Origin of the sequence: Vibrio bathopelagicus (assembly GCF_014879975.1) — a bacterium.
GTDB classification, from domain to species: Bacteria; Pseudomonadota; Gammaproteobacteria; order Enterobacterales; family Vibrionaceae; genus Vibrio; species Vibrio bathopelagicus.
The window spans coordinates 700,054-716,093 of the sequence record NZ_CP062500.1 but is presented as its reverse complement, the minus strand read 5'-3'; the positions used below and the strand labels follow the sequence as shown (position 1 = coordinate 716,093).

Below are 16,040 nucleotides of genomic sequence, written 5' to 3'. Positions count from 1 at the left end.
CTCGCTGTAGGGAATGAGGGTTTACTTAGATACGAGTAACCGAGATGAGAGATACGAAGAGCATCTCTTGATTGAATCGTCATTCCAGAATTGAGGGACGAGGTATCTGGAATCTCCCTTCGATATAAACACCGAGAGCACTCAAGAGATTCCCTATCACGTTCGTTCCTCACTGTAGGGAATGACGAGGCTTACTTAGGTGCGAATAAGTGAGATTAAGAACAACAGAGAACGAGCTTTTCGTTACTCGTTTACTCGCATCTCGCATCTCGGATCTATTGATTAAATCGTCATTCCAGAATCGAGGGACGAGATAACTGGAATCTCGACCTCTTCTGTAATCTTAAATTACACTTGTTGTGCTTTGGATTCAGACGCTTGAGATTGAATTTCTGATTGAGCATGCTTACTTGCATCGCGTTTCGCTAACAAAGTCACAATCACGAGTTGAGCAACAAGCGCACCTAAAACCACCAATGAACTGCCCGTGAATCCTGCCACGACAAAGCTGACCAAAGCGATAGAGCCGTTCATCAATGCGTAAGGAAGTTGAGTTTTAAAGTGCTCAAACTGATCACACCCTGCCCCTGTAGAAGAAAGAATCGTGGTTTCAGAGATCGGTGAGCAGTGATCACCGAACAAGCCACCAGACAACACTGCGCCAATTGCGACGAGTAGCGGTGCATCAATCGCAATCGCGGTTGGAATAACCAATGGCATCATTATCGCGAAGGTTCCCCACGACGATCCCGTTGCGAATGAAATAATCGCCGACAACAAAAAAGCGACCGCAGGCACGAGCCAATAAGGAAAACCGCTCTGTGCTTGCTCGGCAATATAAGCGGCTGCACCTAGCTCTTTACCGACGGTGCTTAACGCCCAAGCCAATACCAAGATGATCGCTACTGGCATCATATTTCCCATGCCTTTTAAGTACACAGAAACACCATCAGACAGCTTTCTTACACCGTAGTAAGCCATTAGCGAGATCAAGGTAATCGCGGCAAAGAAATAAGCCGATGATAAAGCCGCTCTGAATGAAGAACCTGCAACCTTTTGAAATGGGAAGCCTTGTGGAACTAACATGGTACACAACACCACCAGCATCACTAACAACGGAGCCCAAACAAATGATGCCTTTGCATTTTTATGCGAGAACGGATTCAGTGAGTCGCTATTCACGCCAGCATCGATTCCCGCTTGGCAATCACGCTCCGCTTTCGCCATTGGTCCAAAATCTAAATCTTTGACTGACACCAAAGGCACGATGAAGATCGCGAGGAATGCGTAGAACTGAAAAGGAATCGCACCGATGAAAGCATCCCAGTCAGACATGTTAACGCTCAACGCAGTAAATTCTTTCTGGATCAGGCTCATGATGTAAACGCCCCATCCAATAAAAGGAATAAGGATAGCAACTGGCGATGAGGTTGAATCAATGATGAATGCTAGCTTCTGTCTTGAGAGTTTTAGTTTATCGAAAAGAGGACGAAAAACAGGGCCAACAATTAAAGGGGTGCCTAAGTCTGAGAAAAATATAACGATTCCACCAAACCATGCTGAGATTTGAGCTTGGCATTTGTTGCTTACCCACTGAGTAACACGTTTTGCAAACGCAACACCACCACCCGATTTCTCCATCAGAGCAACAAAGCCTCCGATGAACACCAACAGCATGATCACACCAGCGTTATAGCTGTCGGTAAGTTGAGGGACTAGGTAACCTTTAACCATGGTACCAAACGTATCAAGCGGGTTAAGTTCGCTAAACATACCAGTAAGCATCGCAACGCCACTTAGCACGCCAGCAAAAAGGCCTATCACCACATTCCTTGTCGCCAACGACAACACCAAAGTAATCACAATGGGGATGAGTGACGTGATATCTGTCTGTTCCATAGGTACACCTTAACCCTAAAATAAAAAGAATAAATATAAATTAAATTTGAATATAAATTCACAAAAAGCATTTGTACAGAACTTTATCCTCTAACTGGGTAATTAGTCTTTAAATGCGCTTCAACATAGCCCAATAGACCAGTCGACCTTCTTAGATAGCCAAGTTCGAAACGAAAAAAAGCCGAAAGTAGAAACTTTCGGCTTTTGATTATTTATATCACTATGGTCGTACTACTGAACTCGTAACTTAAGTCACTTCCTCAGTATTCAGACTATCAATTACAACTGATTTCATCCCAGAACCAATTCGATTGAACAGGGCTTTCCCATACACCCGGACCGTTTTTAGCTACGAAGCACTTGCCATTATGTGTCACCTTGTCGCCATTACTCACTTGGCTAACACCCGCTTGCCACGTAATAAATACCGATGGGTCAACAACGACAGGCGGCTCGGTCACTGGCGGTTCAACCGGTGTTGGGTCTACCGGAGCAGGATCAACAGGTGTAGGTTCAACTGGCGAGGGATCTGTCACTACGGGTGGTGTTGGCTCTCCAGCAACCAATTTCCAAGGGCCGCCATTGGCAGGGTCATCCCCTTGTGTCCACCATTTAGCTTCGTAGGTTGCACCGTTGTGAGTGACTTGGTCGCCAGCGTTGTAAACCTTAGTCGCACTCCAACCGTTACCACCCGGATCAGTCCCAGGGTCTACCGGATCCAGCTTATCGACCACTTTCACTTCAGGCCAGCTCGCATGAGAACCATAAAAGTTGGTCACACACTTCTCGTAATCTCCAGCAACCAAGGCAGAGTATGCAGTTTGGAAACCAACAAGCTCACATTCAAATGAGTATCCTTCAGGGCGGTCTGCGTAGTATTTCCAGTTGCCATCCCAGTTGGTGTACAACACATCAGTTGCGCCATTCAGATTCAAACTTCCATAAGGCGTTTGTTGCCAGCAAGTATTGGCTTCATCCGCCTCTACAGGAATTTCATAGTGCGCTGCTAACCCTTCCCAATAACGAATACGGTTAACGGGTTGGCCTTTGTCTTTATTTTGCTCACCACACTCGATACCGCCATTAATCACGTTGATCGTGGTACCAAATCCATAGCCAATTCCCGCATCTAATTCGCGTTGAGAGGGTGTCCAAGTACGGTCGATCACGTGCAGCATTGCTGGTTTAGGTGCTTGAGGTGTAAGGAAGAACCAGATAGCAGAAGCTAAGTTCAACCATGAATCAGCAACCAAACCTGGATTATTCAATAGAACCGTTGCATCGCCATCGAACATCACTTCAGAGAACGCGCCGTAGTTAAAGTGATAAGAAAGCTGTTTAGCACCACGTCCAAAGTAGCCCTGCCCCGCGGCACATGGCCAACGTGCATTTTGCCAATCGTTCTGGCCACAACCGGTGGTGTAACCTTCTTGGCCTTCTGACCAACCCATCTCACGAACATGCACCAACGCTTGCTGCCACTCTTCTAGAGCTAATGGGTTATCAGAGGTGTTATCTATCGCGATGTGGCCGCCCGTCTCTTGTGAGAAATGAGCAAAGGCCGTGATAATGGATTTTTTACAGATGGCGTCGGAGTCACGGCCATCGGTGTACTCTCCACAGAAGGCTGGGAATTTACCAATCGCACGTAAGAAGCGAGTGTATGTGTATTCTGGCGCAGCCATCTGAGTGAGGAAATCCCATTCAGATTGAGGGAATACACGCTCGACTCGTTTCACGTTTTCAGGATTCGAAGCTAAGCCCGGCTCAATCGCTTCAACAATACTGTTGGGGCGAGTTTGTAATGCTTGTGACCAGATCGCATACATAGGATCGGATGTTTTCGCTTGTTCAGCAGCTTGTAATGCCGACTTTTCAACAAGGTAGCCATTCGGATTTTGCGGATCAGGTTGAATGTTCAAAGACGCGTAACTGTGTGCTGCTAAAGTGCAGCTAACTACTGTCGCCAAATATTTGATTTTTAACATGATGGATTCTCTTATCTGTCCTTAATAAGTCCATCAAAGAGTATGCTTCACATGTGAAATGGCCTAGCCGTTGCGGTATGAATTTATAAAAAGTGCGAGTGATAGTTTTATGTATACTTATACGTAACAACGCGTCTCATACTTTCTTGAGCTGATATCTAGTTTCCAACTGATTTGGTTTCTAGCAGTTAGATATAGCTCTTTAATACCCTGAATCAGAAAGAAAAAAGCCCCGAACTGAGTTCGAGGCTTTTAATAACTAAATCAAATAGTAGCTAAATCAACGCTGGTTAAATCTCTAAGAGATTATTCCCACTCGATAGTTGCTGGTGGCTTACCAGAAATATCGTAAACAACACGTGAAATGCCATTAACTTCGTTGATAATACGGTTAGATACCTTACCTAGGAAATCGTATGGTAGGTGTGCCCAGTGAGCAGTCATAAAGTCGATAGTTTCTACTGCACGTAGAGATACAACCCAATCGTACTTACGGCCATCGCCCATTACGCCAACTGAACGTACTGGTAAGAATACCGTGAATGCTTGAGATACTTTGTGGTAAAGGTCAGCAGCGTGAAGCTCTTCAATGAAGATAGCATCAGCACGACGCAGTAAATCACAGTACTCTTTCTTAACTTCACCAAGTACACGAACACCTAGACCTGGACCCGGGAAAGGGTGACGGTAAAGCATGTTGTATGGAAGACCAAGCTCTAGGCCGATCTTACGTACTTCATCTTTAAACAGCTCACGTAAAGGCTCAACAAGACCCATTTCCATATCATCAGGAAGGCCACCAACGTTGTGGTGAGATTTGATTACGTGTGCTTTGCCAGTCTTAGATGCTGCAGACTCGATTACGTCTGGGTAGATAGTACCCTGAGCAAGCCATTTAGCATTCTTCAGTTTCTTAGATTCTTCATCGAAGATATCTACGAATACGTGACCGATGATCTTACGTTTCGCTTCTGGTTCAGCTTCGCCTTCCAGAGCGTTAAGGAAACGATCTTCAGCATCAACTTTAATGATGTTAAGGCCGAATTGATCACCAAACATGTCCATAACCTGCTCGCCTTCGTTTAAACGAAGAAGGCCGTTATCAACAAATACACATGTTAGTTTGTCGCCGATAGCACGGTGAGCAAGCATTGCTACTACTGATGAATCAACACCACCAGAAAGACCAAGGATAACTTCGTCGTCACCTACTTGTTCTTTAATACGTGCAACTGCATCTTCAATGATTGAAGCTGAAGTCCACAAACCTTCACAACCACACGCGTTAAGAACGAAGTTCTCAAGCATTTTTAGACCGTTTTTAGTGTGTGTTACTTCTGGGTGAAATTGAACACCGTAGTATTTCTTATCTTCGTTTGCCATTGCTGCGTATGGGCAAGTGTCTGTCTCTGCGATTTTTGTGAAATCAGCAGGGATTTCAACCACTTTGTCGCCGTGGCTCATCCAAACATCTTGAGTTGTCTCAAGGTCAGCGAAAAGTGCAGATTCACCCGTCACTTGTACCGCTGCGTAGCCAAACTCGCGCTCAGTAGACGTTGCTACTTTACCGCCAAGTTGCTCAGCCATCGTTTGCATGCCGTAACAGATACCGAAGACAGGAACACCTGAATCAAATACGTACTGAGGTGCACGTGGAGAATTCTCTTCCGTTACACTTTCAGGCCCACCAGATAGGATGATACCGTCTGGATTGAATTCACGAATATCCGCTTCTTCTACGTCCCAGCTCCAAAGTTCACAGTAAACACCGATCTCACGAATACGACGAGCTACTAGCTGTGTGTATTGAGAACCGAAGTCCAGAATTAGAATACGTTGGTCATGAATATTTTTAGTCATTGTAAGCAGTCTTATTGGCTATGTGATAAAACGGAGGCGAGTTTACTCACCTCTGATTAACTCTTCAAGAAATAAAGCAAACGTTTTCGTAAGTTATCTATAAGGCGATGTTTTGCAAAAATCATACGTTCAACAAAACAGGCTTTAGATAAAATAATGTGCCGACTCAATCAGCACATTATTCAAACGTTTGGACGTATTATTAACCTAAACGGTAGTTAGGTGCTTCTTTCGTGATTTGAACATCGTGTACGTGAGATTCTTTCATGCCCGCACCAGAGATACGAACAAACTCAGCTTTAGTACGCATCTCTTCAACAGTTGCAGAACCCGTTAGGCCCATGCTTGAGCGTAAACCGCCCATCTGTTGGTGAACGATCTCTTTTAGACGACCTTTGTATGCGATACGACCTTCAATACCTTCTGGAACAAGCTTGTCTGCAGCGTTGTCAGATTGGAAGTAACGGTCAGAAGAACCTTGAGACATAGCGCCAAGAGAACCCATACCACGGTAAGACTTGTAAGAACGACCGTTATAAAGGATAACTTCACCCGGTGCTTCTTCAGTACCAGCGAACATTGAACCAACCATCACACAAGATGCACCAGCAACGATAGCTTTACAGATATCGCCAGAGAAGCGGATGCCGCCATCTGCGATTACTGGAATACCGTATTCGTTTGCAACTTCAGCTGCGTCTGCGATTGCAGTTACTTGAGGAACACCAAAACCAGTAACAATACGAGTCGTACAGATTGAACCCGGGCCGATACCCACTTTAACCGCACTAACACCGGCTTCGATAAGAGCACGAGCGCCAGCGCCAGTTGCTACGTTACCACCGATGATTTGTAGATCAGGGTATGCAGCACGCGTGTCGCGGATACGGTTAAGTACGCCTTCAGAGTGACCGTGTGAAGAGTCGATAAGTAGAACGTCTACGCCAGCTTCAACAAGAGCAGCAACGCGCTCTTCGTTACCAGCACCAGCACCAACAGCTGCACCTACACGTAGGCTGCCGCGCTCATCTTTACAAGCGTTTGGTTTACGTTCTGCTTTGTGGAAATCTTTTGCAGTGATCATTCCAGTAAGTTGGAAGTCATCATTTACAACAAGAACTTTCTCAACACGCGCTTCGTGCATTTTCTCTTGAACTTCTTCACGAGTTGCACCTTCTTTAACAGAAGCAAGGCGAGCTTTTGGCGTCATTACTACGTCAACTTTCTTAGAAAGGTCAGTCACAAAGCGAACGTCACGGCCAGTAATAATACCAACAAGTTCGTTTGTTTCAGTAACAACAGGGAAACCGGCAAAGCCGTGTTTTTGAGTAAGGGCTACAACATCAGCAATTGTCGCGTCAGGGTTTACAGTAACAGGATGAGAAACCACACCTGCTTCGTAAATTTTAACCTGGCGAACCATTTCAGCTTGCTGTTCAATAGACATGTTCTTATGAATGAAGCCTATTCCGCCTTCTTGTGCCAGTGCAATCGCTAGGCGAGCTTCTGTCACAGTATCCATCGATGCAGAGATCATTGGGATGTTTAGGGAAATATTCTTCGTCAACTGAGTGCGAAGATCAGCTGTATTAGGGAGAACGGTGGAGTGTGCTGGCACTAGCAGTACGTCGTCGAATGTCAGCGCTTCTTTGGCAATTCTTAGCATTTGCAATATCTCACAATAATAGGAGTAAAAAGAAACAATCCAATCTCATCGTTTCGCCTAATGAGGGCAGCCAATTAAGGAAAATCAAACTGCATTTGGATTAGATATTGCGGACGGATTATACGGCCAACGAAATCGCTTGGCTACACATTTTTGTGTTTTTAATTTGCATTTACCCCCTTGCTATGTATTATATTGCCGCTATCTTCCATACTCACGCCCTGTGAGATTCCAAGAAAGACCTTCCTTCAAGGAAAGATAGTGCTTCTATGACTAATCCAAACATCTTTACTGTTTCTCGCCTCAACTCAGAGGTTCGTCTCCTATTAGAAAACGAAATGGGAATAGTCTGGCTCGTTGGTGAAATCTCAAATTTCTCTGCACCTGTCTCTGGTCACTGGTACCTCACACTTAAAGATTCTCGCGCTCAAGTAAAGTGCGCCATGTTCCGTGGTAATAATCGTCATGTGACTTTTAAGCCCCAGAACGGTAATCAAGTTCTAGTCAAAGCTCGTCTTTCTCTTTATGAGCCACGCGGTGACTATCAACTAATCATCGAAAGCATGCAGCCAGAAGGTGACGGTAAGCTTCAGCAAGAGTTTGAAAAACTTAAGATGAACTTGGCAGCGGAAGGCTTATTTGCTCAGTCCAGTAAACAAATTCTTCCAGAACACCCTAAATGCGTTGGTGTCATCACCTCTAAAACAGGCGCAGCCCTCTTCGATATTCTCGATGTACTAAAAAGGCGCGATCCGTCATTGCCAGTCATCGTATATCCGACCATGGTACAAGGTGAAGGAGCTTCGATTCAGATTGCTCAAGCGATTGGACGTGCCAATGAGCGCAACGAATGTGATGTATTGATCGTTGGTCGTGGCGGTGGTTCACTGGAAGACTTATGGTGCTTCAATAACGAGATCGTTGCTCGCACAATTGCAGCAAGTCAGATCCCGATTATCAGCGCCGTTGGCCACGAAGTTGATGTCACTATCGCCGATTTCGTCGCAGACATGCGTGCTCCAACGCCATCAGCAGCCGCTGAATTGGTTAGCCGTGACAACAGTAATAAAGAGCAAGCTTATGCCTCTAAACGTGCTCGTTTAGTCAGTGCGATTCGTCATGTGCTAATCAAACAAGCGCAATCCACTCAAACCTTGAAATACCGCTTAGAGAAGCAACACCCTAGCTACCAACTGCAAAAGCAGAGTCAGCAGCTTGATGACTTAGACATGCGTTTACGTCGTGGTATGACTCAATACCTAAAGCAGCATGCACAACGTGTTGAGCGCAAACAACATCAGCTTCAATTGAACTCGCCAGTGAAACGCCTTGGCGAACAGAAACTGCATCTGCAACGCTCAGAGCAAAAGCTATTAGATGCAATGGATAAGACATTACTAACCACTCGCCACCAGCTAGCAATGGCTGCCGAGAAATTAGAAACCGTAAGCCCATTGGCAACCCTAAAGCGTGGCTACAGCATTACTCATTCAGCATCGAGCAAGACTGTATCATCAATTAACGACGTCGAAGTAGGCGAAGTGATTACCACTCAAGTAGAGGATGGTGTAATTGAGTCGCAAGTAACGGCTAAAAAAGAAAGCCGATAATCGTTTACGGAGCACGTCAGCAAAGTAAAGTTCTAAACAAGCTCTATACAATTCTATAGGACTTTTATATTTTGCGATAAGACTCCAACACAGGACGTGGCGCACGCTCTAACTAGGAGCAATTTCGCTATCAACTTATCAAACCATAACATCACCAATGACTCGCTAATGTCCGGTTTAACTTGCGTTCAAGCTCCTTTCTTCTTGCTGATTTCTCTTTCAGTATCAGGATTATCCAAAACATCTCCCCATTATCCATAAAAACCGACTCTCATTTAGGCAAATTTATATGGTCGCTTTATTGTGTTGCTAAAGGGCGGTAGGGATTACTTTGGAAAATTAGCTTACTGAATAAACCTAAAGTTAATTAGGTTTTATGTAGAAGTTCGCTTGTATTGAACATCAACGCTCGATAGTTATCTCGATGAAACACTCTAAAGTTCGTGCTGATATTTTGCGGCAAAGCATATGTGCCAAAGCTAAAAGTCACTAGCAAAAATAAAGTCTAATTACTTGATTTTATACCTAGGGCTACCCTCAAACCAAATCCGCTAAAAATATAACCAAATATAATGCTGACCTAATCTATCACTCTTCCCTGACAAAAGTGTGATCTGGATCAGCTATAACCATCGTTAGTTTACGATTAACAATCTGTTACAAGTAGAACCTGATTTATAAGTGAGGGGGAGTCAAATGTATAGATATGCACTTAGCCATGAAAGTGACGAATACATTGTACAAGCCGAATTTGCACGCAAAACAATTTCAATCACCTCAAAAGTGAAGAAGAAAAGTTTCAACCTCACTATTTCTGAAAAAGAAGCGGTGATCCTAGAGGCGATTTTGAGTAGCAGTTGCCCGCTTTCACCAGTATCCGCACGCGAAATAGAGCAGTACTATTTACTCAAGACAGGGATAGAACTGCACTTTAATTCATTAAAGAACACCATTGCATCCCTTAGGAAGAAATTTCATACACTCCTCACCTATTTTTATCAGAATATTCCATATAAGAGCGATCGATTCATTTTAAATATGAATCGAAAAGGATATTTCTGGGTTTTAAGCGAAGCCAAAACTATACCAAGGTTAAACCGTGAACAGTTATCTATTCGTCCTCCTTGGTATAAAACTTATGGAAAGCTGTTTGCTCTACTTAGTTGTAATATTAGTCCAAGTAGCATTATCAAAATACTCTCATGGCCACTAGTCATCGCGGTATCTATATATGCTTTTCAGGCTTTGCTCATCGTAACAATGTTTAACTCGTACTCGATGGACGCAACAAATACCCTTCTAAAATTTCAAGAGTTTGGTTGTGACAAACCACCAGAGTTGCTTTATCGCACCCTGAGGCAAGGAAAAAATATAGATTCGGTTTACTATATATCAAACACTGGCTCTAAGTGCTTTATCAACCCAAGCTCAATATTAAAGCCATCTCAATACTCATTTCTAAAATGGTTCTCCAACCATGAAGACTTCTTTTACACGAAAATAACATCCGGTGATAGTGTGGTATGGGGCCGTTTTACTCGATCAAAAATTCACGACCGATATAAGCTGTACATGATCCCTTACTTAACAGATAGAGTTAAGATATATAAGAACGGTCGCTTATTGAATACCTTTGATAACACTGAACCTGCAGACCACCTAAGTAGTTTCTTTAAATATAACGCAAAAAATGGCACTAGCATTGAGCTATTTTCAGATTGCTTATACGAGAGGTTCTTGTTGATCCTACTGTGTATCTTAGTCATACAACAAAGAAAGTCGATTATTTCACTTACCCATCTCACTGCTCAATGCACTCGCTTAGAGATAACGCTAGACCCCGTTATTGATCGAGCAACAGAACAGGTACTGTATTATGAACTACAGAGCTTCTCGAACCATTGGGATGATAGCAATTCACAGAAGCCAATTAATACTTCACATTGGAGTTATATATTTAATCTATTCCTATTAGACGCCATATCTAACTTTAGTAACACTAGAAAAGTTGGTTTTAAACTGTGCTCTTCAATATTTGAATCTAGATTACAGTCGGAAAAGGTAAAAAATATCATTACAGAAATGAATCAAGAACTTATTGTTATAGAGCTATCGGAGAAAACTGGGTTCCATTACAATAAACAAGCTATAGAGAGTATACAGAGATTAAAGAACTGTAATCGTGTCAAGATAGCCATGACTGATTTTGGGGTAGAAAATAATAACATCCAAAACATAACCAAAATTAAACCCGAATTTGTTAAAACCAATAGATATCTAACATGTGAAGCTGCTGAAAAAGAACATAAGTCTCTTATTCATATGGAAGTATTAAATAGCTTACATTCCGTATGTAAAGTGTATGATGTGTTCATCATCTACACTGGTGTGGATAATGAAACGATTTCAAATTCATTGTTGGAAATGGAAGGTTATTATCAACAGGGAAAAATGTTTAATGCTTAAGCTGACTCGTTACTAACCCTTAAATTATGAAGTTCCACTTCTGAATTACCATTCAAAGTGGAACAAAAATGACTACTTAACAACAAATTACAACAAACCCGCAAACCTCCTCTACTGCAATAAACTTGGATTATCCATTATTTAACTTGGATAGTTAACATACCTCCCACCTAAAAACATTCAACTTCCCATAAAACAGAAACACTGGATAAAATACGTTATCACTTCCAAATCTTGTCGTTAGATTATCCAACTTTTATTTAGATAAATATCTAATTTTATATATTTACCTGTTAACAAGTTTATATTAAACATTCTTATCGTGATTGATTGAATTGTATTCCCCATCACTATGAATATGTCTTTATGGCATAAGTAGTTTGTCGCTTTTACTATTACCGAAAATTTAGAGTTAAATCGTTAATAGGAATCGAGTGATAAGGCGTATTTTAAAAGTAAAGGACTAGAAAAATATGAAATTAAACAAGTTGATACTTCTAATTGGAGTCCATTTCTCTTCGGGAGCAATGGCCATCGATGGGGTTCATATTGAAGATGAATTTTATATTGGTGGTAAAGCCGGTGTAACAAAACTAAACATGACTTGCTCTAATGGTTTTAGCTCATGTGATGATGATGACTTAGGTGCTGGCATTTATGCAGGCTATCAAATAAAAAACTGGCTTGCTGTCGAAGGTGGTTATAACTACTTAGGTAACTTCGACGCTACATATCAATCTCAAAATAAATTAGATGCGACAGTTCAGGACGTTGATTTAGGGATTAAAGCCGACTACGGGTTAACTGAAAAATTAGCGCTATACGGCAAGATCGGAACTGCCTATTCGATGGTTAATAAGTCAATTGAAAATGGAGCAACTTCCAACTCTGAAGAAAAAGAGTCGGATTTCTCCTTAATGTTAGCAACAGGCGTAGATTACCGACTCAACCGAAATTGGAATACTAAGCTGAGCTACGAATACATCAACAATATTTATGGTAGCACCGACCTTCACTTTGTAAGCCTTGGCATAGATTATCGCTTTGGAACTAGTGCTCCGCAGCGTGAGTTAGAAACGGCTCCAACTCCCCCTCCTCCAGTTGTTGTCGAACCTAAGCAACCTCAAGTTGTAGAGCACTTTACCCAAGAACTGAGCAGTTATAGCAACGACTCTTTATTTGAATCGAACAACGCTAATTTGACTTTCTCTCTACGTGAACAACTGAAGCCAATGCTCAGTCGATTGCAAACCTACCCATATTCAACAGTGGAAATAAGTGGTTACACCGATAGCACCGGGAGCTCCAAGTATAACCTCTACCTTTCAGAGCAGCGTGCAAAAAACGTAGCACAGTACTTCATAGATGAAGGAATCGATACCAATCGAATAACCAGTCGCGGTTATGGTGAGCTGTACCCAATATCTTCCAACGATACAGAAAGTGGTCGCGCTAGAAACCGACGCGTGGAATTGACCTCACCAAAGCTAACTATAAAAAAATAACAATAATAGAGGGAATTAATTATGCAGTATTGGAAAGTAAAGGCAGTAAAAGTAACACCTTCAATGATTCTATTATCATCTTTAATCATTACCGGATGCCAAGATAAAACCAGTGATGATGCACTATTAGCACGCCAATCTACCAAGGCATGTGAGACTAAGTATACCGACTATTGTGATTCTGATGGAGATGGTATTTCTGATAGTAAAGAGAGAGAAAGCGGCTGGGATAGTAACGACCCGCATGTCCCAGTTGAGAATGGCAATCTTGACTATGACGGTGATGGAATTAAAAATGGTCGCGAGTCTGTAGCTAACTGGGATATGAATGATCCAAATGACCCAGTGAACAATGGCAACTTCGACAGTGATGGCGATGGCATAAAAGATGGTAGAGAAGCCATAGAAGGATGGGATTCTAACGACCCTAATAGCCCTGTAATCGATGGAGATGCCGATGAAGATAGAGACGGTATCAATAAGGGGCTAGAAGAAATTGAAGGCTGGAGTGACACAAACCCAGATGACCCGGTTAAGAACGGAGATTCCGATAGTGATGGCGACGGGATTAAAAATGGTAAAGAAACGGTTGAAGGCTGGAATCCTGATGATCCTAACGACCCCGTAAACAAGGGCGATTCAGATAGTGACGGCGACGGAATAAAAGATGGCAAAGAAACTATAGAAGGTTGGGACCCGAGTGATCCTAACGACCCTGTCGCTAACGGTGCCTCTGACGATGACGGTGATGGGATTGAAAATGGACGGGAAGTAGTCGAAGGTTGGGATCCAAACGACCCTAATGACCCTGTTGTTGATGGCAATATTGACAGCGACGGTGATGGTATCCCAAATGGTAAAGAAACCATCGAAGGCTGGGATCCTAACGACCCTTCCGACCCATATGATGGCTTCTGCTCTATGCCGCAAGAAGATGGAAAGCCTGACTGTGGCGGTGCAGACAACGATGGCGATGGCCAAGGCGACAACGGCAGCAGTAACCTAAACGGGTATTGCGAAGCAGGTGAACACCATACACCTGATTGTGATGGTTTATACGTATCTCCCGCAGAAGATGGGTCGATTGACGGAAATAAGGGCTCTGCGTTAACAGATTTAACAGTGACCCCCGCGGCTTTAGGATTAGAGCAAGATCTAAAAGGTCAACTTTCTGCAACGGCGACATTTGCTAATGACATGCAGAAAAACGTATCTGGCTTAGTTGCTTGGCTGAGTGATAACGAGAGTATTGCATCAGTCTACAACCCTGCCGATTCGGGTTACGACGGTCATAAAAGTACCGTAGATGTCACCGCAAATTCGAGTGGAGAAACCGATATTTCAGCTACCGGTTCATCTAAATCCTCATCGGCCAGAATAACAGTAACAGAGCCAGGGGCCGTTTTAACAAATACAGTTCTATTAAAACTTGAAAATACTCACGTTGCTGTCGGGTTAACAAACCAAGCTTTTGTTGAGTATAAGGTCGAAGGGAGTGATCAAACCCGTACAACATTAGATATAGCTGACACCGACGCTATCACATGGTCAGTAAGCCCTGTGACCGAAGGCCTTTCAATTGATACCGAAGGAAAGATAACGGTTGGAAAAAACGATAAAACCATAGCATTGATTGGAAGTAACAGCATCACCGCTACGGCAACCTATAAATCGGCGGGGATATTTAATGGTGTAACCTCCCAGTCTGAAACTTTTTCACTAACTCTCGGGACAGTGTCTAATACTAACGTAGCGCTAAGCAAAGACGGTACGACGCTGTCCACGACAGACAGTATTTATAAAGGTGATAATTTAAAAGCTGCGGCTGTATTAACCGATGGAAATGGTGACGAGTACATTACGTCAGATCCAGATCTCGTTGAATGGAGTGTTTCCCCAGCCAGTAGTGGAGTCACTATCGATAGCGATGGGAATATAGATACAAGTAATGCAGATACTTCACAAGGGCCAATCAAAGTAACGATAACGTGGACTGGTAAAGGAGGACTTGACGGTCAAAGTGGTTCATACGAAATGACCATCAATGACGCCTTCTCTAGCTTCAGCAACGCTGTATGCGGTAGTCAATTAAATGATACCGACCAAGAAAATGCAAAAGGTAGTTGTTTAAAAATTGCTACAGCCGAAGTTGATGGTAAAGCGTTGTGGTATACATCAAGCCCTAGTGTCGCATTAGTACAAGAACTTGGCTTTGTAACTTCTAAAGGCGATATCAATACCAACAATGGTCTTACCTACGTCGATGGTTATAATGAATCAGGTTCTCAAGGGCCAAATGGCGGTGTATTTGCGAGATTTGATCAACTCTCATATGACGGTGTGGGTATCGAGAACAGTCAATATGCCCGATGGTGTAAACACTTGGCCTCAATAAACTATGCAGGTCGCGATAATTGGCGCTCAACAAACGCGCATGAGCTAGGATTAAATACAAATGACTCTACTGATTTAGGTGTCACTCAAGGTCAAGGTTTACGTAATATCAAAGGTAATATGTGGCAAAACTATGGCTGGCCAACCGATCGCCACTATTGGAGTACCACGTTTAAATCTGGAGACAGATACTACAACTTAGATCTTGGAGATTCTCAATTTCGTTTTGATCAACCTACCTCTGAAGCTGACTATGTGTCTTGTGTTTCTGAATAACTTGAACACCAGATAATAGACAATAGCGCCACTTTACTATCAGAGTGGCGCTTCATTTATTAAGCAAGCGAAGACAATACCAAAGACCATTTGCTTAATGTTTACTATAATCGGTCTGTTAACTCGTTACTGGTCATTTTCAATTGAAACTTCAAACTCAAAACGCACTCGCGACTTCGACTTGAGCTCGTTGCAATCACTATTACAAAAATAGCTCGCGGCACCACAGGCTTGAAGCTTCTCTAATTGGCTGCTGCACTCAGGGCAAAATCCAACTTTAGTAAAGTGAGCCTGACAATTTTCACAGTGATACTTGCCATCCCAACCTAGCTCTGACTGACACTTAGGGCAGATATTTTCACTCATTAGCATTTCC

The 16,040-nt window shown here is 42.9% G+C and carries 9 protein-coding genes; 4 read left to right on the top strand and 5 right to left on the bottom strand.

Annotation, left to right across the window (positions count from 1 at the left end):
* Positions 1-348: 348 nt before the first annotated feature.
* From IHV80_RS03185 to guaB, 4 genes are all read right to left on the bottom strand, one after another.
* Complete coding sequence (locus IHV80_RS03185; RefSeq protein ID WP_192890035.1) at positions 349-1,899, bottom strand: Na+/H+ antiporter NhaC family protein; 1,551 nt, start codon at positions 1,897-1,899, stop codon at positions 349-351.
* A 275-nt stretch (positions 1,900-2,174) separates the two neighbouring features.
* Positions 2,175-3,887, bottom strand: a complete 1,713-nt coding sequence (locus tag IHV80_RS03180) for a chitinase (protein ID WP_192890034.1) — start codon at positions 3,885-3,887, stop codon at positions 2,175-2,177.
* A 306-nt stretch (positions 3,888-4,193) separates the two neighbouring features.
* The gene (guaA, locus tag IHV80_RS03175; protein WP_192890033.1) at positions 4,194-5,747 is read right to left on the bottom strand and encodes a glutamine-hydrolyzing GMP synthase; all 1,554 of its coding nucleotides are present in this window, start codon (positions 5,745-5,747) and stop codon (positions 4,194-4,196) included.
* A 202-nt stretch (positions 5,748-5,949) separates the two neighbouring features.
* Positions 5,950-7,413: an IMP dehydrogenase gene (guaB, locus tag IHV80_RS03170; RefSeq protein ID WP_192890032.1), complete on the bottom strand. Its 1,464-nt coding sequence runs from the start codon at positions 7,411-7,413 to the stop codon at positions 5,950-5,952.
* A 269-nt stretch (positions 7,414-7,682) separates the two neighbouring features.
* Here guaB and xseA point away from each other — a divergent pair, with 269 nt between their 5' ends.
* The 4 genes from xseA to IHV80_RS03150 all read left to right on the top strand — a co-directional run bounded on the left by xseA (position 7,683) and on the right by IHV80_RS03150 (position 15,664).
* The gene (gene xseA, locus IHV80_RS03165) at positions 7,683-9,023 is read left to right on the top strand and encodes an exodeoxyribonuclease VII large subunit (protein ID WP_192890031.1); all 1,341 of its coding nucleotides are present in this window, start codon (positions 7,683-7,685) and stop codon (positions 9,021-9,023) included.
* 696 nt (positions 9,024-9,719) lie between these two features.
* Positions 9,720-11,489 carry an EAL domain-containing protein gene (locus IHV80_RS03160; RefSeq protein WP_192890030.1) on the top strand — a complete coding sequence of 590 codons (1,770 nt, stop codon included), beginning with the start codon at positions 9,720-9,722 and terminating at the stop codon, positions 11,487-11,489.
* Between the two features lie 473 nt (positions 11,490-11,962).
* A complete protein-coding gene (locus tag IHV80_RS03155; protein ID WP_192890029.1) occupies positions 11,963-12,994 on the top strand; it encodes an outer membrane beta-barrel protein in 1,032 nt (343 codons plus the stop codon).
* 21 nt (positions 12,995-13,015) lie between these two features.
* Complete coding sequence (locus IHV80_RS03150) at positions 13,016-15,664, top strand: Ig-like domain-containing protein (protein ID WP_192890028.1); 2,649 nt, start codon at positions 13,016-13,018, stop codon at positions 15,662-15,664.
* 126 nt (positions 15,665-15,790) lie between these two features.
* Here IHV80_RS03150 and IHV80_RS03145 read toward each other — a convergent pair whose 3' ends face one another.
* Positions 15,791-16,030 carry a zinc ribbon domain-containing protein gene (locus IHV80_RS03145; RefSeq protein ID WP_192890027.1) on the bottom strand — a complete coding sequence of 80 codons (240 nt, stop codon included), beginning with the start codon at positions 16,028-16,030 and terminating at the stop codon, positions 15,791-15,793.
* Positions 16,031-16,040 lie beyond the last annotated feature (10 nt).

Coding starts and splice junctions, on each gene's coding strand:
- IHV80_RS03185 (WP_192890035.1), bottom strand. CDS start 1,899: ATGGAACAGACAGATATCACGTCACTCATCCCCATTGTGATTACTTTG.
- IHV80_RS03180 (WP_192890034.1), bottom strand. CDS start 3,887: ATGTTAAAAATCAAATATTTGGCGACAGTAGTTAGCTGCACTTTAGCA.
- guaA (WP_192890033.1), bottom strand. CDS start 5,747: ATGACTAAAAATATTCATGACCAACGTATTCTAATTCTGGACTTCGGT.
- guaB (WP_192890032.1), bottom strand. CDS start 7,413: ATGCTAAGAATTGCCAAAGAAGCGCTGACATTCGACGACGTACTGCTA.
- xseA (WP_192890031.1), top strand. CDS start 7,683: ATGACTAATCCAAACATCTTTACTGTTTCTCGCCTCAACTCAGAGGTT.
- IHV80_RS03160 (WP_192890030.1), top strand. CDS start 9,720: ATGTATAGATATGCACTTAGCCATGAAAGTGACGAATACATTGTACAA.
- IHV80_RS03155 (WP_192890029.1), top strand. CDS start 11,963: ATGAAATTAAACAAGTTGATACTTCTAATTGGAGTCCATTTCTCTTCG.
- IHV80_RS03150 (WP_192890028.1), top strand. CDS start 13,016: ATGCAGTATTGGAAAGTAAAGGCAGTAAAAGTAACACCTTCAATGATT.
- IHV80_RS03145 (WP_192890027.1), bottom strand. CDS start 16,030: ATGAGTGAAAATATCTGCCCTAAGTGTCAGTCAGAGCTAGGTTGGGAT.